Source organism: Janthinobacterium leeuwenhoeki, assembly GCF_051380795.1.
Taxonomy (GTDB): domain Bacteria; phylum Pseudomonadota; class Gammaproteobacteria; order Burkholderiales; family Burkholderiaceae_D; genus Janthinobacterium.
This window is the reverse complement of sequence record NZ_JBNYXT010000009.1, coordinates 91600-110345: the sequence shown is the minus strand read 5'-3', so window position 1 is coordinate 110345 and position 18746 is coordinate 91600. Positions and strand designations below refer to the sequence as shown.

General features: G+C 63.2%; 12 protein-coding genes. All 12 read left to right on the top strand.

The window, feature by feature from the left end; genetic code table 11:
- Window positions 1-41: 41 nt before the first annotated feature.
- Window positions 42-1673 carry a ShlB/FhaC/HecB family hemolysin secretion/activation protein gene (locus tag ACQ4WS_RS10545; protein WP_436475992.1) on the top strand — a complete coding sequence of 544 codons (1632 nt, stop codon included), beginning with the start codon at window positions 42-44 and terminating at the stop codon, window positions 1671-1673.
- Window positions 1674-1729: 56 nt separating this feature from the next.
- Complete coding sequence (locus ACQ4WS_RS10540; protein WP_436475991.1) at window positions 1730-3511, top strand: DUF2341 domain-containing protein; 1782 nt, start codon at window positions 1730-1732, stop codon at window positions 3509-3511.
- A gap of 13 nt (window positions 3512-3524) precedes the next feature.
- Window positions 3525-3935: an ExbD/TolR family protein gene (locus ACQ4WS_RS10535; protein ID WP_436475989.1), complete on the top strand. Its 411-nt coding sequence runs from the start codon at window positions 3525-3527 to the stop codon at window positions 3933-3935.
- A gap of 10 nt (window positions 3936-3945) precedes the next feature.
- A complete protein-coding gene (locus ACQ4WS_RS10530) occupies window positions 3946-4662 on the top strand; it encodes an energy transducer TonB (protein ID WP_436475987.1) in 717 nt (238 codons plus the stop codon).
- A 37-nt stretch (window positions 4663-4699) separates the two neighbouring features.
- A complete protein-coding gene (locus ACQ4WS_RS10525; protein WP_436475985.1) occupies window positions 4700-6439 on the top strand; it encodes a putative porin in 1740 nt (579 codons plus the stop codon).
- A 6-nt stretch (window positions 6440-6445) separates the two neighbouring features.
- Window positions 6446-7153, top strand: a complete 708-nt coding sequence (locus ACQ4WS_RS10520) for a hypothetical protein (RefSeq protein WP_436475983.1) — start codon at window positions 6446-6448, stop codon at window positions 7151-7153.
- 11 nt (window positions 7154-7164) lie between these two features.
- Complete coding sequence (locus ACQ4WS_RS10515) at window positions 7165-7653, top strand: YbjN domain-containing protein (protein ID WP_436475981.1); 489 nt, start codon at window positions 7165-7167, stop codon at window positions 7651-7653.
- A gap of 208 nt (window positions 7654-7861) precedes the next feature.
- A complete protein-coding gene (locus ACQ4WS_RS10510) occupies window positions 7862-10966 on the top strand; it encodes a DEAD/DEAH box helicase (RefSeq protein WP_436475980.1) in 3105 nt (1034 codons plus the stop codon).
- 49 nt (window positions 10967-11015) lie between these two features.
- The gene (locus tag ACQ4WS_RS10505) at window positions 11016-12152 is read left to right on the top strand and encodes a PAS domain-containing sensor histidine kinase (RefSeq protein ID WP_436475978.1); all 1137 of its coding nucleotides are present in this window, start codon (window positions 11016-11018) and stop codon (window positions 12150-12152) included.
- Window positions 12153-12291: 139 nt separating this feature from the next.
- Window positions 12292-12972 carry a response regulator transcription factor gene (locus ACQ4WS_RS10500; protein WP_436475976.1) on the top strand — a complete coding sequence of 227 codons (681 nt, stop codon included), beginning with the start codon at window positions 12292-12294 and terminating at the stop codon, window positions 12970-12972.
- Window positions 12973-13127: 155 nt separating this feature from the next.
- Entirely contained in the window at window positions 13128-13835 is a 708-nt protein-coding gene (locus ACQ4WS_RS10495) for a transposase (protein ID WP_436475974.1), read from the top strand.
- 193 nt (window positions 13836-14028) lie between these two features.
- Window positions 14029-18729: a glutamate synthase-related protein gene (locus ACQ4WS_RS10490; RefSeq protein ID WP_436475972.1), complete on the top strand. Its 4701-nt coding sequence runs from the start codon at window positions 14029-14031 to the stop codon at window positions 18727-18729.
- Window positions 18730-18746: the final 17 nt, after the last annotated feature.

The window sequence follows — 18746 nt, the reverse complement described above, 5'->3', positions numbered from 1 at the left end:
CGCAACACAGGGCAACCGTTTGATTTTAAGGTGAATGGAAGATGCGTGAGATGAAAAAACAGGGCAAGGGGGCGGCACCCGCGGCACCCGCGACCGCCTTGACGATGCTGTGCCTGGCCATGCTGGCGCTGCCCGGCATGACCTGCGCTCAGGAAACAGTTGCCGCCGCGCCGGCCGCGCCGGAACGGCAAGTGACGATCGAGGAATACCTGGTGCGCGGCAATACCGTGCTCGATGCGCGTGCCATCGAAGAGGCGGTCACGCCCTTCCTGGGGCCGGGCCGCACCCTGAAGGACGTGGAAGGGGCGCGCGACGCCCTCGTTGCGGCTTATCAGGCGCGCGGCTACCAGTCCGTCTACGTGGACTTGCCGGAGCAGCAGGTGGAGCAGGGTGTGGTGGTGCTGCAGGTGAGCGAGACGAAGGTGGGACGCTTGCGCGTGGTCGGTGCGCAATACAACTCGCCGCTCGACGTGCGCCAGCAAGTGCCGGCCCTGACGGAAGGCAAGGTACCCGACTTTACGCAGGCGCAAGTGGAACTGACGGCCCTGAACCGCGGACCCAAGCGTCAGGTGATGCCGCTGGTCAAGCAGGGTAGCCTGCCCGGCACCATGGATGTGGACTTGAAAGTGGAAGACAGCAGCCCATGGCGCGCCAGTGTCGGCTTGAACAACGATTACAGCGCCGATACCAAGAAGCTGCGCAGCAGCGTCTCGCTTGGCCACGACAATCTGTGGCAGATGGGGCATAGCGCCACCATCAGCTTTTTCGGCACGCCGGGCGACCTGAACCAGACCCGCGTGTGGTCCGCCTCGTACGTGGCGCCCATCGGCACGCAGGGCTGGAGCGTGGAAGCGACCGGCTACCAGTCGAACAGCAACGTGGCCAGCACGGGCGGTACCAGCGTGCTGGGCAAGGGCCACGCGCTGGGCATGAAAGTCAACTACACGGTGCCCAACAGCGGCATCTGGTGGCACAGCTTTAGCGGTGGCATCGATTTCAAGGATAACCAGGAAGCGCTGCAACTGAATGGCGCCGGTTCCAGCATTCCCTTGAAATACGTGCCGCTCAGCGTGGCCTACAACGGCTTTGCGCAGACGGATGCGGCGACGTATGGCCTGGGCCTGTCGCTGGTGGCCGGCACGCGCGCCGCGTTCGGCTATGGCAGCAACAGCGCCGCCTACGACAACAAGCGCTACAAGGCCTCGCCCAGCTTTCTCGTCCTGAAGGGCGACGCCAACGCCACGTACACCCTGGGCAGCGGCGCGCAGCTGCATGGCCGCATGTCGGGCCAGCTGGCCGATGCGGCACTCGTATCGGGCGAGCAGATGGCCGCCGGCGGCGCCAATTCCGTGCGCGGCTACCTGTCGGCCGAAGCGACGGGCGATTACGGCGTCTCGGGCAGCGTCGAATGGCGCACGCCCCAGCTGACGTATTTCAGCCGCCTGGAAAACTGGCGTCTGTTTGCCTTTGCCGATGGCGCGCGCCTGCGCCTGCGCGATCCGATGATCGAGCAGAAAGACCTGTTCGGCCTGGCCTCCGTGGGCGTGGGCAGCAGCTTCCAGTTCCTGCGCTACCTGAATGGCCGCATCGATTTTGCTTACCCGCTGCGCGATGGCCCGCGCACGCACAAACACGTGCGCCGCATCAATTTCAACCTGTCGGCCAGCTACTGACGGGCCAGCTCACCAGCACTGCACTTTTTTAGACTTTTCTTCGGAGAATCACTGTCATGCAACGTTTTCTTTTTTTGCTCACGATCCTGGGCACGCTCGTTCCCGGCCTGGCGCATGCCTGGTGGCAGCCCGACTGGGCTTACCGCAAACCCGTCACCGTCGATGCCGGCCCGAAGGCCGGCGCCGTGGGCGGCGATCCCGGCCGCATTCCCGTGCTGCTGCGCTTGCATTCGGGTAATTTCAACTTTGAAGGCGTCAGCGACAATGGCGCCGACCTGCGCTTCGTGGCGGGCGACGATAAAACGGTGCTGAACCACCAGATCGAGCAATTCAATCCGCTCTTGGGCATCGCCCTGATCTGGGTCGACGTGCCGGCCCTGAGCGCCGGCACGCCGCAGCAGCTGTGGATGTACTACGGCAATCCGAAGGCGCCCGCTTCCGGCAATGGCCAGCGTACCTTCGATCCTGACTACAGCCTGGTGTACCACTTCACCGAGCCTGGCGTACCCTCGCGCGACAGCACCGCCTACGGCAACCATGCCCAGACGGCCGTGCCGGCGCTGGACGGTTCCGTCATCGGCGCCGGCGCCCGCCTGGGTACGGCACCGCTGATGCTGCCTGCCTCGCCTTCGCTGGCGCTGGCCGCCGGCGCGCCATTCACCTTTTCCGCCTGGGTGCGTCCCGACAACCTGGGCCCGCAGCAAGTGCTGTATGCCCGCCGCGACGGCGCCAATGAATTGCTGATCGGCGTAGACCAGGGTGTGCCTTTCGTGCAGGTGAATGGCCAGCGCAGCAAGCCCGGCCAGCCGATCCAGGCCGCGCAATGGTCGCACCTGGCTGTCAAGGCCGACAAAGCCAATGTGGCCCTGTACGTGGGCGGCCGCCCGGCCGTCTCGCTGGCTACCGCGCTGCCGGCCTTTACCACGGCGGCCTCGGTGGGCGCCGATGCGCCGTCGGTCGCCTCCGGTAACGCCACCCTGAACAACTTCACGGGCGCCATCGATGAGCTGCGCCTGTCGCGCACTGCCCGCGCCGATGCCCTGCTGCTGGCCGACGCCGTCTCGCAAGGTTCCGAATCGCGCCTGGCCGTGTTTGGCGCCGACGAACAGCAGGCCGGCAAAAGCCATTTCGGCTTCATCATCGCCGCCATGCCGCTCGACGCCTGGATCGTCGTCGGTGTGCTGGGCCTGATGATGGTCTTGTCGTGGATCATCATGATCGGCAAGGGCCGCAGCTATGGCGCCATCGCGCGCGCCAATGCGCAATTCATGCAGTCCTTCCACGAAGCGGCCGGCGCGCCGCTGGACCACCTGGCGCGCAACGGCAAGCTGAGCGCTTCCGTGAAGACGGATTCCTCGCTGTGGCGTCTGTATGACGTGGCCATCGACGAGATGCGCCGCCGCCATGACCGTGGCTACGACCTGAACGCCGTCTCCAACGCGACGATCGGCGCCATCCGCGCCGCCATGGATGGCGTGATGGTGCGCGAAAGCGAGCGCATGTCGAAACGCATGATCTGGCTCTCGACCACCATCGAAGGCGCGCCGTATGTCGGCCTGTTCGGCACCGTGATCGGCATCATGCTGGTGTTCGTCGTGGCGGCCATGGCCGGCGCCGTGGATATCAACTCGGTGGCGCCGGGCATGGCGGCAGCACTGCTGTGTACGGCGGCTGGCCTGGGCGTGGCGATTCCCGCCCTGTTCGGCTACAACTGGCTGTCCTCGCGTTCGGACGCCATCGTCGCCGATATGGCTGTCTTCGTCGATGAATTTGCCACGCGTCTGGCTGAAGAGCAGGGCGACGGACGCCAGATGCGTCCCGTGCTGCAACAGGCGTGAGGGGCGCATAACCATGGCCACCTCCGCCAAGTTTACCCCCCGCAAGCGTAGCGGCGGCATCAACATCACGCCCTTCGTCGACGTGCTGCTGGTGGTGCTGGTGATCTTCATCTTGACCAGCAACGCCAGCATTCCCGGCATCAAGGTCGACCTGCCCAAGGCCAGCTCGGCCATGGCGCTGGAAAAACCGAAGACCAAGGCCATCACCATCGATAACGGGGGCCAGGTCTTCCTCGACGCCTATCCCGTCACCCTGCCCGAGCTGGAAGAGCGTTTGCGCACGGAAAAGGCCCTGACGCCCGACTTCCCCGTGATCGTGCGCGGCGATGCCGCCGTGCAGTACGCGAAAGTGGTCGAAGTGCTGGACTTGCTGCGCCGCATAGACCTGAACCAGGTGGGCCTGGTGACCGGCAAGCCGGCATGAGGAGCGCAAGGTGAAGCGTGACGACATGATGAAGATGGCCGCCTCGGAACCGTCGGGCGCGGCGCAGTGGTGGCGCCGCTGGGGCGGCGTGGCCGGCGGCGTGCTGCTGGCCGGTGCGCTGGCCGCGCTGGTCTGGTATTTGCTGTCGGACACGGCGGCCACCAAGCGCGAAGTGGCGGCCCCGCCGATGCTGATGCTGCCACCCCCGCCGCCACCGCCGCCGGAACCGGAAAAACTGCCGGAACCGACGCCCGACAAGGTGGTGCCGGAAGTGTCTGAGCCGGAACCGACGCCGGCCGACAAACCCATGGATGACGCGCCGGAAAGTCCGTCGCCGGACAAGGGTGACCCCGTCACCATCGACGGCGCGGCGCAGGCCGGCAGCGACGCCTTCGGCATCCAGGCCGGGCGCGGCGGCGGCATGACGGGCGGCGGCGGTGGCGGTGGCCTCGGCGCGGGATCGTATGGCCGCTATGTGGCCAACGCGCTGCAGCTGGCCTTTGCCCGCGACCCGCGCACGCGCCAGTTGGCGTTTGCCGACATCCGCGTCGACCTGTGGCTCGATGCTGAAGGCCGGACGGCTAAGGTCCACCTTGTGCAAGGCACGGGCAACGCGCAGACGGATGAACAGGTGCTGGCCATGGTGCGCGACTTCCGCGCCGATGAGCGCCCCCCGGCGTCCCTGCGTTTTCCGGCCCGCGTCTCGATCAAAGGCCGCCGGCCATAGCGTCCTTAATTCATATTAATTTTTACCGAAAGAAGCGATGAACCTCATATTTTCTTCCCCACAGCGCCTGCGCCGCCTTCCGCTGGCGCTGGCTGCCCTGGCCCTGAGCGTGGCGGCGGGCGCGGTACAAGCCCAAACTGCTGCACCGGCCGACAGCACCATGGTCAAACTGATCCGTGGCCTGATCCAGAGCGGCGCCCTGAACAAGGATGCCGGCGAAGCCTTGCTGGCGCAGGCGCAGAGCGAAGCGCTGGCACAAGCGCAAGCGCGTCCGGCCCCAGCGCCGGTGGCCCTGGCGCAAGTACAGCCGGGCGACGTGCGCGTGCCGTATATTTCGCAAACCGTGCGCGAGCAGATCCGCGACGACATCAAGAGCCAGGTCATGGCCGAGGCCAAGGCGGGCGGCTGGGCGGCGCCGAATGAAACGCCGGCCTGGACCAAGCGCATCCGCCTGGAAGGCGATGTGCGCGCGCGCTACGAATCGCGCTACTACGACATGGCCAACAGCAATATCGAAATCGACTGGCGTTCGCTCAACAGCGGTAGCGGCTACGACGTCAATTCGAACACCAACCTGGCCCTGCCGGCGTTGCTGAACACGCGCGAGGACCGCAAGCACTTGTTGCGCGCCCGTGCTCGCCTAGGCATCCTGGCCGACATTTCCGACAGCACGCAAGCGGGCATCCGCCTGGCCAGCGGCAACGACGACAGCCCGGTGTCCACCACGCAAACGCTCGGTGGCGGCTTGGGCAAGAAAAACATCTGGCTGGATCAGGCCTGGTTGTCGTACCAGCCCGCTTCCTGGCTGAAACTGACGGCGGGCCGCTTCGATAACCCGTTCGTCTCCGGCGACGAACTGTTTTCCAGCGAACTCAATTTCGACGGCATCGCCGCCAAGGTGCAGCAGCCGGTGGGCGCGGCCAAGGATGTCACCGTGTTCGGCACCCTGGGCCTGATTCCGCTCGAGTATTCGTCCGACAATGCGCCTAGCCGCAGCCAGGCAAAAATGTCCAGCGAGAACAAGTGGCTGCTGGGCGCGCAAGTGGGCGCCTCGTGGAAGATCAACAGCGACCATCAATTGCGCGGCGCGCTGGCCTACTACAACTTCCGCAATATCAGCGGCGAGTATTCGCAGCCGTGCGCGCTGTACGCGGGCGCCGATGGCTGCAGCACGGACTGGTCGCGTCCGTCGAGCATGCAAAAGGGCAATAGCTTGATGCTGCTGCGCAATATCGCACTGAACCCGCTGGACCCGGCAAATACGCCGCAGCCGCAATTCGTGGGCCTGGCGTCGAAATTCCGCCTGGCCAACCTGAATGCGCGCTGGGATAGCAGGGTGGCCGGCGGCACGGACTTGCGCATCGAAGGCGATTATGTGCGCAACATGGCCTACGACAAGAACGAAATGTGGGCGCGCGCCAAGGGCGGCATCATGAATAACTTCGGTGGCACGGGCGGCGTCTCGCAAGCCGATTTCAGGAGCGGCGGCAACGCCTACATGCTGCAGGCGACCCTGGGCAAGGCCAGCCCGGCGGCGCGCGGCGACTGGAACGTGCTGCTCGGCTACAAGCGCATCGAACCGGACGCCTTGCCTGACGCTTACAACGATTCCACCTTCCACCTGGGCGGCACGAATGCGCGTGGCTACTACCTGGGCGGCGCGTATGCGCTCGACAAGAACACCTGGTTGAACGGCCGCTGGACGTCGAGCCGCGAAGTGTTCGGTTCGGCGCTGTCGATCGACACCCTGCAAATCGAATTGAACGCGCGTTTTTAAGGAGCCATGATGTTGATATCCAACAAAATGCGCTTGCCGATCCTGCTGCTGCTGCTGCTGCTGCTGCTGCTGCTGGCCGGTGGCGCAGCCCAGGCGCAGGGACAGAAGGGGCAAAGCATGGAAGAGCGCCTGCGGGCCGAGTTGCGCAATGTCACGGCGCAATTGCAGCAGACGCGCGGCGAGCTGGAATTGCTCAAAGCGAAGGGTGTGCCTGCCGCCAAGGCCGCACCAGCCGCCGCGCCCGCCAGCGACGGCTTGAAAAAGGAGCTGGCGCGCAGCCAGTCGCAACTGGCGCAGGAGCGCGCGCAACGGGAAAAACTGGGCGAGCAGCAACAGCGCAGCGCCGCCGCCGCGCACGAGGCGGCCGCCAACCTGGCGCAGTACCGCCAGGCCAGCGAACAGCTGGCCGCGACGGGCAAGCAGATCGAAGCGGAGCGTGCGCGCCTCGACGGCGAAGTGACGGCCCAGCGGGGCGCCCTGGCGCGCTGCGAGAGCAAGAATGCCCAGCTGTATGCGGCCGGACAGGAAATCCTGCAAGCGTATGAGGGCCTCGACGTGCTGGGCGTCATGCAAGCGCGCCAGCCGTTCGCCGCGCAAAGCAGAGTGAAACTCGAGCAAATCGCGCAGCAGTACGGCGACCAGTTGTACCAGGGCCGCTTTGATGTGCGTCAAACAGAAATACCTGCCCCCAATAATTTTATTTTTTTGAAATGAATGGAATGACGATGGAACACACCAACAACTTGCTGACCACCCTGAATGCGGAACAAACGGCCGAGGCCATCAAGGCGGCCGGCTGCGCCGTCACCAGCATCGAACACGACGGCGTCGTGCGCCTGCACAGTGCCAGCCACGGCATCGGCTTTCAGGTGCTGTGGGGTAACGAAGCATCGCCCGGCCAGTACGCCGACCTGACCCTGAGCTGCCCGCTGCGCGTGCAGGGTGGCGACCTGCCGGCAGGCTTGCTGGCCGAATGGCACCGCAGCAAGCGTTTTGCCCGCGTGGCCCAGCATGGCGATTTCGTCGTGCTGGAGATGGATGTGCTGGTCGCCGGTGGCGTCAGCCGCGAGTACCTGAATATCAATCTGCAACTGTGGACGCAGATGATGGGCCAGTTCTTCTTGTTTTTGCGCAACTTTACGCCGGCCGATACGAGCACTGCATCGGTAGTCGAGGCCGCCAGCGTGGCAGAAGAAGAAACTGTGCCGGCCTGACAAGCTGGCCAAAGGTGGCAAAAAAGGCCCGTGACGGGCCTTTTTTGCCACCTGCGGGTCCCAAGTGTCGTATTAAATACTTATTTTTTAGGCATCGCGCATTAAAACTGCTCAAAGAGCGTGTGTGAATCAAGCCAGCAACGGCTGTATGGCGGATAATATTGCCTGTTGCCGATTTGGATAAGACCTTTACACAAAAATGCGCCCCATGGATTTTACCCGCGACGAAACCAGTGAAACCCCAGTTGCCCCGGCCAGCGCGCCGGGAGCGCCTTTGCCGTATGCCGTCGCCACCTGGCTGCAGCGGGTGGAGGCTGCCGCCCATCCGAAGGCCGTGCTGACGATAGCCGAGCCTGATCCCAAACTCAACCAGCATCGATTGATCTACGTGCTGGCGCCCACCAGCGGTGGCCGCCACGTGGCCCTGTGCCTGTACAAGGCGCGGCTGCGGCCGAATGGCGACGTGGCGGCGGCTAGTCCCATCAGCGAAATCTTTTCCCTGCTGTCGGCGCCTCCCACATTCCTGACACCGGCCGACGAAGACCTCGTGCGTTTCTTCGTGGCCATGCGCAGCGGGCAGAATTCGCAGACGGGCAGTGCCACGGAGCCGAAGGGCAAGGTGGGCGCGGCCCTGCTGAAAATGCTGGCCGAGCAGGATAAATTGTTGTGGGCCAATTCCTGGGCCGATGTCGGCAATGGCCTCGTGTATCCGTTGAAGGAAGGTCCCGTGCGCCCCGCGCGCCTGTTCTGGCGCGACGAAGGCAAGACCATGCGCCTGGGCTGGCAAGTGGATCCGCCGGAAGGCGCGAAGCACCATGGCGCCGACCAGATCGACTACATGCTGCCCACCGATCCGCCGTGGTACATCGACAACCTGTCGTGTGGCGTGCTGGAACTGAACCAGGGCGGCTCCGACATTTCCCTCGCCGATCTACAAGCGCTGGTGGCGCAGGCGCCGCCGTTGAACGCGAACGACAAGGTGCGCGTGTCGCAATTGCTGCTGGCGCAGGGCTTGCAGCACTTGATGCCGCTGCCGCAGCCCTTGCCGCAGCGCTTGCGCAAGGACGTGCCGGCGCAACCGGTCTTGCTGCTCGACAGCGCCATGCTGGCCGATGGCAGCGCGCAACGCTGGAGCGACTTCGCCGTGCTGTCCTATGACTACGATGGCGAGCGCGTCTCGTTCGACCCGTCGCAGCGCGTGGTGCGGCAAGTGGGCGAGGTGACGGAAATTATCCAGAGAAACACGCTCGATGAAGCGCGCGCCCTGGCCACCCTGGCCGAGCTGCAATTCAAGAAGCCGGGTTCTGCCCCCTTGAGCGGCTTGAAGGGGGCCTTGCAACTACCTTCCCAGGCGGAATGGCTGCGTTTTGCCGAGTCCGGCATTGACGCCTTGCTGAAGCAGGGCTGGATCGTGGAAAAGACGGCCAAGTACCGCTACGACGTGGGCGACGTGGGCGACTGGTACGCGGAGATCGACGACCGGGACCCGGACAGCGGCAACGCCTGGTTCGAGCTGGAACTGGGCATCGTCGTCAACCATGAGCGCGTGCCGTTGCTGCCCGTGCTGGTGCAGCTGATCCGCAACGCGCCCAACGATTTCAATCCGAAAGTCATCGAAGCGCATGCCGACGATGACCAGATGCTGGCGACCTTGCCGGACGGCACGCGCGTGGCCCTGCCGTGGGGCAGAGTGCGCCCCATCCTGAACACCCTGGGGGAACTGTACTTCAGCGACAAGATCAAACATGCCGTGCGCATGTCCACCCTGGACGCGGCGCGCCTGGAAGAGCTGGCACGGGGCCTGGACATGCAGTGGACGGGCGGCGAGCAGCTGCGCACCATGGGCCGCAAGCTGAGCCAGTTCGGTTCCGTGCAAAAAGTGGCGGCCCCGGCCGGCTTGCAAGCGACCTTGCGCGACTACCAGGCCGATGGCCTGGCGTGGATGCAATTCCTGCGCGACCATGACCTGGCGGGGATTTTGGCCGACGACATGGGCCTCGGCAAGACTGTGCAAACCCTGGCGCATATCCTGGTGGAAAAGGAAGCGGGACGTTTGACGCACCCGGCGCTGGTGATCGCGCCGACGAGCTTGATGGGCAATTGGCAGGACGAGGCGGCCAAGTTCGCGCCCAGCCTGAAAGTGTTGCTGCTGCAAGGCAAGGACCGCGCCCAGCAATTCGACCAGATCGACCAATGCGACCTGGTGCTGACCACCTACGCTTTGCTGCCGCGCGACGAGGAGACCTTGCGTGAGCACGATTTCCACCTGGTCATCCTCGACGAATCGCACTACATCAAGAATACGCGCAGCAAGGCGGCGCAAAGTGCGGGCCTGCTGCGCGCGCGCCACCGCCTGTGTTTGTCCGGCACGCCGTTGGAAAATCATTTGGGCGAACTGTGGTCGCAATTCCACTTCCTGCTGCCGGGCTTGCTGGGCGACGAAAAGACGTTTAACACGCAGTTCCGCCATCCGATCGAGCGCCAGGACGACCCGCTGCGCCGCATGCTCCTGAACCGCCGCATCAAGCCCTTCCTGCTGCGCCGCACGAAGGACAATGTGGCCAAAGAGCTGCCGCCGAAGACGGAAATGGTGCGCAAGGTGGAATTGACGGGACCGCAGCGCGATCTGTATGAAACCGTGCGTCTTGCGATGGATCAAAAAGTACGCGAAGAGATCGACAAGAAGGGTGTAGCCCGCAGCCAGATCGTCATCCTGGAAGCGCTGCTGAAACTGCGCCAGGTCTGCTGTGACCCGCGCCTGGTGAAATCCTTGCCGGCGAAGAAGCAATCGGCCGGTTCGGCCAAGCTGATTGATTTGATGCAGATGGTGGAAGACTTGCTCGATGAAGGACGCAAGATTCTCGTCTTCTCGCAATTTACCAGCATGCTGGAATTGATCGAGGAAGAGCTGGAATCGCGCGACATTCCCTACGCCTTGCTGACGGGCGAAACGAAGGACCGGGGCGCGCAAGTGGCCGCCTTCCAGCAGGGCGCCGTGCCCATCTTCCTGATCAGCCTGAAGGCGGGCGGCGTGGGCTTGAACCTGACGGCCGCCGACACGGTCATCCACTACGACCCGTGGTGGAACCCGGCGGCGGAAAACCAGGCCACGGACCGCGCCTGGCGCATCGGCCAGGACAAGCCCGTGTTCGTCTACAAATTGATTGCGAAGGGCACCCTGGAAGAAAAAATCCAGCTGCTGCAGCAAAAGAAATCGGAACTGGCGCAATCGATCCTGGCCGAAGGCGAAGCGCAGAAGATGGCCCTCACGCAGGAAGATTTGCAGCAGATTTTCGCCCCGCTGGAAGATTAACGCTGCCGCACGCTTATACTTGGCGATTCTTTCTCGCCAGGTATAACGCATGCTGCCCCTCCTGCCTTTCCTTCTTCTGCTGCTTGCCGGCGTCATCCTCATGGCGCTGCGCTTCGTCCAGTTGCGCCGCGCCCTGCTGCGCGCGCGGGCGGGCGAAGCGCAGTTCCGCCTGCTGGCCGAACACGGCCGTGATGCGGCCTTCCTGCTCGACGCCACGAGCCTCGAATTGATCTACATCAGCCCCGCCGCACAGCGCCTGACGGGCCATGACTTGCCTGCCTTGCAGCGCCACGCGGCGCGCCTGGCGCAAGACTTGCCGGCCCGGCTGCAGCGCTGGCGCGATGGCGATACCAGCCGCTTGACCCTGTTGCGCGAAGTGGAAGTGCCGCACGCCGACGGCCACCTGCTGGCGCTGGAAATCAGCTCGACCATCGTGCCCGCGGCGTCAGGGCGCGGCGTCACTGTGGCGGGCACGCTGCGCGATGTCAGCGCCGTCCAGGTGCAGGAAGCCGAACGGGAAAAGGAGCAGAAGCGCTTCGCTTCGATGCTGTCGCACGAATTTCGCACGCCGCTGGCCACCATCGATGGCGCCATCCAGCGCCTCGTCTCGACTTCCACCGAGGCGGATGAGGCCACGCGCAAGCGCTATGTGAAAATCCAGACGGCCGTCGACCGCCTGCTGGGCATGATCGACGATTATTTGTCACCCGAACGCATGGCGGCCATCGGCCGCGAGCGGGCTGCCGACGGCATCGCGCCGCTGGCCTTGCTGCAGCAGGCGGCTGCCACCGTGCCTGCCAGCCACCCGGTGCAGCTGGAACTCGACGAAGACTTGCCGGCCAGGCTGCGCTGTGACGTGCCCGGCATGGCCCTGTGCCTGAAAATCCTGCTCGACAACGCCGTCAAGTTCAGCCCGCCTGGCAGCGCCATCACCGTCTCGGCCAGACTGGTGCCCGAGGGCGGCGTGGCGCTGTGCGTGCGCGATGCGGGGCCCGGCTTGCGGGAAGAAGAACTGGCGCAGCTGTTCGAAAAAGGCAGCCGTGGAAGCCATGCCAAGCATCCGGGCGCGGGCCTGGGCCTGTACATGGCGCGCGCCGTGGTGGACGTGCATGGCGGGAGTTTGCAGGGGCATAATCTGCCCGAAGGCGGGGCCGTTTTTCGGATTTGGCTGCCGCTTCCTGTCTAGACAAGGAAAAGCCTTGCTTCCGCTGAAGGCAACCGTGATAATTCCTTGACGTAAACCTATTGTGCCGTCCATGATGGTGCAGAAGTGCATGGCATGATTTTGCCCTCGGTGTGCTCATTAACGGAAGAATGGCGTAGCAATGACGAAAATACTGATCGTCGAAGACAATCTCGACTACGCCGAAGACATGGCGGAGTTCCTCGTTGAGCTCGAACACGAAGTGCATATCACCAGCTCCGCTGGCGGCATGTGGACGGCGTTAAGTCATGGAAATGTCGGCGTGGTCGTACTGGACCTGGGCTTGCCCGATGAGGATGGCTTCAACGTCATCCCCCGCATGCGCCAGCTGTATCCGCACATCGGCGTGCTGGTGCTGACGGGGCGTGTCGCTTTCGACAGCCGCATCCTGGGCTTGCGCCTGGGTGCCGACCACTATCTCACCAAGCCGATCAAATTCCCCGAACTGGCCGCCCACATCGAGGCGCTCGACCGCCGCGTCGGCCCGCAAGATCCCGTGCCGGAGCCGGGCAAGTGGACCTTGAAAGTAAGCGCTCGCCAACTAGAGCTGATGGGCGCCGTCATCGCCCTGACGGAAAAGGAATTCAACTTTCTGCACCTGCTCACCATCAATACCCGCCCCGTGCCGCGCGACGTCATCGTGGCCGGCATGGGCGGCGAAGATCCCGATGCGGGCCGCAGGGTCGACATGCTCGTGTACCGCTTGCGCAAGAAGGCCAAGACGGGCCTGGGCCAGGACTTGCCGCTGCGCAGCGCATATGGCGAGGGCTACAGCCTTTCGGCCAGTTTTAATTTGTCTTGATAGTCGATGCCAGCCACCCGCAAGCGCGGTGGCGGCATAAAAGGGACAGAGTCAATCGTTTTTCCCGATATCTTCAATAAAACAGGGTCAGAGTCGCGCCTTGCGCGCGCAAGTGTGTAGAATCAAGGTCTTAGCCTATATTTTGCGATTCTGCCATGGCCCGTTTGCCCCGTCTCATCATCCCTGCACTGCCCCATTACGTGATCCAGCGCGGCAGCAACCGCCAGCCCGTGTTCCAGGATGCGCTTGACTATGCGCAATTTCTTTCCTGGCTGAAAACGGGGGCGAAAATGTTCAAGGTGGCCATTCACGCCTATGTTTTATTGCCAGATCAGCTACATTTATTGGCCACGCCCAGCGATGCGACGGGCCTGGGGCAGCTGATGCAGTGGCTGGGGCGCTATTACGTGCCATATTTCAACCAAAAATACGGCCGTGAAGGTGCATTGTGGCAGGGACGCTACAAAACCTCGGTCATCGATCCCGACAATTTCTTTCTTACTTGCTGCCGCTACCTGGAGTGCGTGCCCGTGCAAACGGGCTTGGTGGGCCAGGCATTGGAGCATGCATGGTCCAGTTATGCCCACCATGCGGGCGTGCGCCCCGATCCCGTCATCACCGACCACGCGCTGTACTGGGCGCTGGGCAATACGCCATTCGACCGCGAGGCGGCGTATCTGCGCCTGTTCGAGCAAGGCCTGGGCAGCAGCCAGGTGAAAACCCTGGAACAGGCTGTGCTGAAGGGCTGGCCGCTGGGTTCCGAGCCATTCAAGCAGGCGCTGGAACTGAAAATGCAGCGGCAAGTGCTGCCGGCCAAGCGGGGTCGTCCCCGCAAAATCGTGGCCGAGGCGGATGCGAATTGACACACATTCGCAATTAAAACAAAAAATGGTTTCTTTCTGACGTTTTATTGAAATTGCTTTGACTATGTCCCTATTAAATTTTTAGAGCGACGGAATTAAATTTAATTAGACTCCGACCCTAATTGTTGTGGTTGAGTTTTTTGTTGCGTTGCACTACTCTAGTTTTTCGATAGTGACTGCAGCGGAGAAGCCCATGAAAGCGCAAGGCCTGTACGACCCAGCCAATGAACACGATGCCTGCGGCGTCGGTTTCGTCGCCCATATCAAGGGCAACAAGACCCATTCGATCGTCGAACAGGGTTTGCTGATTCTGAAAAACCTCGATCACCGGGGCGCCGTGGGCGCCGATGCGCTGATGGGCGATGGCGCCGGCATCCTGATCCAGATTCCAGACCAGTACTACCGCGAAGAAATGGCCAAGCAGGGCGTGGAATTGCCGCCGCCTGGCGAATACGGCGTGGGCATGGTCTTCCTGCCCAAGGAACACGCGTCGCGCATCGCTTGTGAACAGGAAATCGAACGCGCCGTGCGCATCGAAGGCCAGGTCGTGCTGGGCTGGCGCAACGTGCCCATCGATACGGACATGCCGATGTCGCCCACCGTGCGCGCCAAGGAACCGGTCATCCGCCAGATTTTCATCGGCCGCGGCCCGGACATCATGGTCACCGACGCGCTCGAGCGCAAACTGTATGTGATCCGCAAATCGTCGGGCCACGCCATCCAGGCCTTGAAACTGCTGCATGGCAAGGAATTCTTCGTGCCGTCGATGTCGGCCCGTACCATCGTCTATAAAGGATTGCTGCTGGCCGACCAGGTGGGCGTGTACTACAAGGACTTGCAGGATGCGCGCTGCATCTCGGCCCTGGCCCTGGTGCACCAGCGTTTCTCGACGAATACCTTCCCCGAATGGCCGCTGGCCCACCCCTACCGCCTGATCGCGCACAATGGCGAGATCAACACGGTGAAAGGCAACTTCAACTGGATGCGCGCGCGCGAAGGCGTCATGAAGTCGGCCGTGCTGGGTGAAGATTTGCAGAAACTCTTTCCGCTGATCTATGAAGGCCAGTCCGACACGGCGTGCTTCGACAATGCGCTGGAACTGCTGTTGATGGCCGGCTACCCAATCGCCCAGGCGATGATGATGATGATTCCGGAAGCGTGGGAAAACCACACGACGATGGACGACAACCGCCGTGCCTTCTATGAATACCACGCGGCCATGATGGAACCGTGGGACGGCCCCGCCGCCATGGCGTTTACGGATGGCCGCCACATCGGCGGCACCCTGGACCGCAATGGCTTGCGTCCCGCCCGCTACATCGTCACGGACGACGACCTGGTGGTGATGGCGTCGGAATCGGGCGTGCTGCCGATTCCCGAGTCGAAAATCATCCAGAAATGGCGCTTGCAGCCTGGCAAAATGTTCCTGATCGACCTGGAAGCGGGCCGCATCATCGATGACCAGGAACTCAAAAACACTTACGCCAACGCCAAGCCCTACAAAGCGTGGATCAACTCGGTGCGCATCAAGCTCGACGAGATCAAGATGGCCGAAGGCCAGGCCAAGCAAGACCGCGCGCAGGGCGAAAAAGAGCAGCCATCGTTGCTCGACCGCCAGCAGGCGTTCGGCTATACGCAGGAAGACTTGAAATTCCTCATGGCGCCAATGGCCGTGGCCGGCGAAGAGGCGACGGGCTCGATGGGCAATGACTCGCCGCTGGCCGTCATGTCGAACAAATTGAAGCCTTTGTATAACTACTTCAAGCAGCTGTTCGCGCAAGTGACGAACCCGCCCATCGATCCGATCCGCGAAGCGATGGTGATGTCGCTGGTCTCGTTCATCGGCCCGAAACCGAACTTGCTCGATACCAACAACGTCAACCCGCCGATGCGCCTGGAAGTGGCGCAGCCGGTGCTGGGCTTTGACGATATGGCGCGTCTGCGCAACATCAGTGCGCATACGGGCGGCAAGTTCAAGTCGTACGAACTGGACATCTGCTACCCGCTGGCCTGGGGCAAGGAAGGCGTGGAAGCCTGCCTGGCCTCGCTGTGCGCGGAAGCCGTCGACGCCGTCAAATCGGGCCACAACATTCTGATCGTCTCGGACCGCGCCATTTGCGCCGAGCAGGTGGCGATCCCCGCGCTGCTGGCCACTTCCACCGTGCATCAGCACCTGGTGAGCAAGGGCTTGCGCGCGTCCACCGGCCTCGTCGTGGAAACGGGCTCGGCCCGCGAAACGCACCACTTTGCCTTGCTGGCAGGTTACGGCGCGGAAGCCGTCCACCCCTATCTGGCCATGGAAACCCTGGCCGAGATGGCGCATGGTTTGCCCGGCGACTTGTCGGCCGACAAAGCCATCTATAACTACACCAAGGCAGTGGGCAAAGGCTTGATGAAAGTCATGTCGAAGATGGGCATTTCGACGTATATGTCGTACTGCGGCGCGCAAATCTTCGAAGCCATCGGCTTGAACAAGTCGCTGGTGGACAAATACTTCAAGGGTACGGCCTCGAACGTGGAAGGCATCGGCGTGTTTGAAGTGGCGGAAGAAGCGCTGCGCCTGCATGCGCTGGCCTTCGGCAACGATCCCGTGCTGATGGATAAGCTCGACGCAGGCGGCGAGTACGCATTCCGCGTGCGCGGCGAAGACCACATGTGGACGCCGGATGCGATTGCAAAACTGCAGCACTCCACGCGCAGCAACAATTTCTCCAGCTATAAGGAGTATGCGCAAATCATCAACGACCAGAGCCGTCGCCACCTGACGCTGCGCGGCCTGTTTGAGTTCAAGCTCGACCCGACCAAGGCCATCCCGCTCGACGAAGTGGAACCGGCCAAGGAAATCGTCAAGCGTTTCGCCACGGGCGCCATGTCGCTCGGCTCGATCAGCACGGAAGCGCACGCCACCCTGGCCGTGGCCATGAACCGCATCGGCGGCAAGTCGAACACGGGCGAGGGCGGCGAAGATCCGAACCGCTACACGCAGGAATTGAAGGGCATCCCGATCCGCCAGGGCGACACCATGGCTTCCATCGTGGGCGCCGAGCAGATCGTCGTCGATATTCCGCTGCAGGAAGGCGATTCCATGCGTTCGCGCATCAAGCAGGTGGCGTCGGGACGTTTCGGCGTCACGGCTGCCTACCTGAACTCGGCCGACCAGATCCAGATCAAGATGGCGCAGGGCGCGAAACCGGGCGAAGGCGGCCAGTTGCCGGGCCATAAAGTGTCCGAATACATCGCCAGCCTGCGCTTTTCCGTGCCGGGCGTGGGCTTGATTTCGCCGCCGCCGCACCACGATATCTACTCGATCGAAGATCTGGCACAGCTGATCCATGACTTGAAGAACGCCAATCCGCGCGCCTCGATTTCCGTGAAACTGGTGTCGGAAGTGGGTATCGGCACGGTGGCCGCCGGCGTCACGAAGGCGAAAGCCGACCACGTGGTCGTCGCCGGCCATGACGGCGGCACGGGCGCTTCGCCATTGTCGTCCGTGAAACACGCGGGCACGCCGTGGGAGCTGGGTCTGGCCGAAACGCAACAAACGCTGGTGCTGAACGGCTTGCGCAGCCGTATCCGCGTGCAGGCCGACGGCCAGATGAAGACGGGCCGCGACGTGGTCATCGCCGCCTTGCTGGGCGCCGACGAGATCGGTTTCGCCACGGCGCCGCTGGTGGTCGAAGGCTGCATCATGATGCGCAAATGCCACTTGAATACCTGCCCGGTGGGCGTGGCCACGCAAGATCCGGTGCTGCGCGCCAAGTTCTCTGGCAAACCCGAGTATGTCGTCAATTACTTCTTCTTCGTGGCCGAGGAAGCCCGTCAATTGATGGCGCAGCTGGGCATCCGCACGTATGACGAACTGATCGGCCGCGTCGACTTGCTGGACAAGTCGAAGGCGATTTCACACTGGAAGGCGCAGGGACTGGACTTCTCGGCCATCTTCTACAAGCCGGAAACGCCGGATGGCCAGGCCTGCCGCCACGTGGAATTCCAGGACCATGCGCTGGAAAAGGCGCTCGACCACAAGCTGATCGCGCAAGCGCGCGCGGCGCTGGAAAAGGGCGAGCGCGTCTCCTTCATCTCGCCCGTGCGCAACCTGAACCGCACGGTGGGCACCATGCTGTCCGGCGAAGTGGCGAAGAAATATGGCCATGCCGGCTTGCCGGACGACACCATCCACATCCAGCTGCAAGGCACGGCGGGCCAGTCGGCCTGCGCCTTCCTGGCGCACGGCATCACGATCGACCTGGTGGGTGAAGGCAACGATTACGTGGGCAAGGGCCTGTCGGGCGGACGCATCATCGTGCGGCCGAATACGGAATTCCGCGGCTGGGCCGTGGACAACATTATTATCGGCAACACGGTGCTGTATGGCGCCATCGCCGGCGAAGCCTTCTTCAATGGCGTGGCCGGCGAACGCTTTGCCGTGCGCAACTCGGGCGCCACCACGGTGGTCGAGGGCCTGGGCGACCATGGTTGCGAATACATGACGGGCGGCACGGTGGTGGTGCTGGGCAACACGGGACGCAACTTCGCGGCCGGCATGTCGGGCGGCATCGCCTATGTGTATGACCCGGCCGGCGATTTTGCCAGCAAGTGCAACACGGCCATGGTCAGCCTGGACAAGGTCGTCTCCGCAGCGGAACAGCATCTCGACCGCGATGCCTGGCATACGCAGCACCGCGATGGCGTGCCGGAAGCCGACGAGGTCATCCTCAAGCGCCTGATCGAGCGTCACTTCAAGCACACGGGCAGCACCCGCGCCCGCGTCTTGCTGGACGACTGGGCCGCGGCGCGCGGCAAGTTCGTGAAGGTCTTCCCGAACGAATACAAGCGCGCGCTGATTGAAATGGCAGCTGACGCCGCCATGGAAGTACAAGCCGTCGCCGCCTGAGCCAGCCGAGATGAATG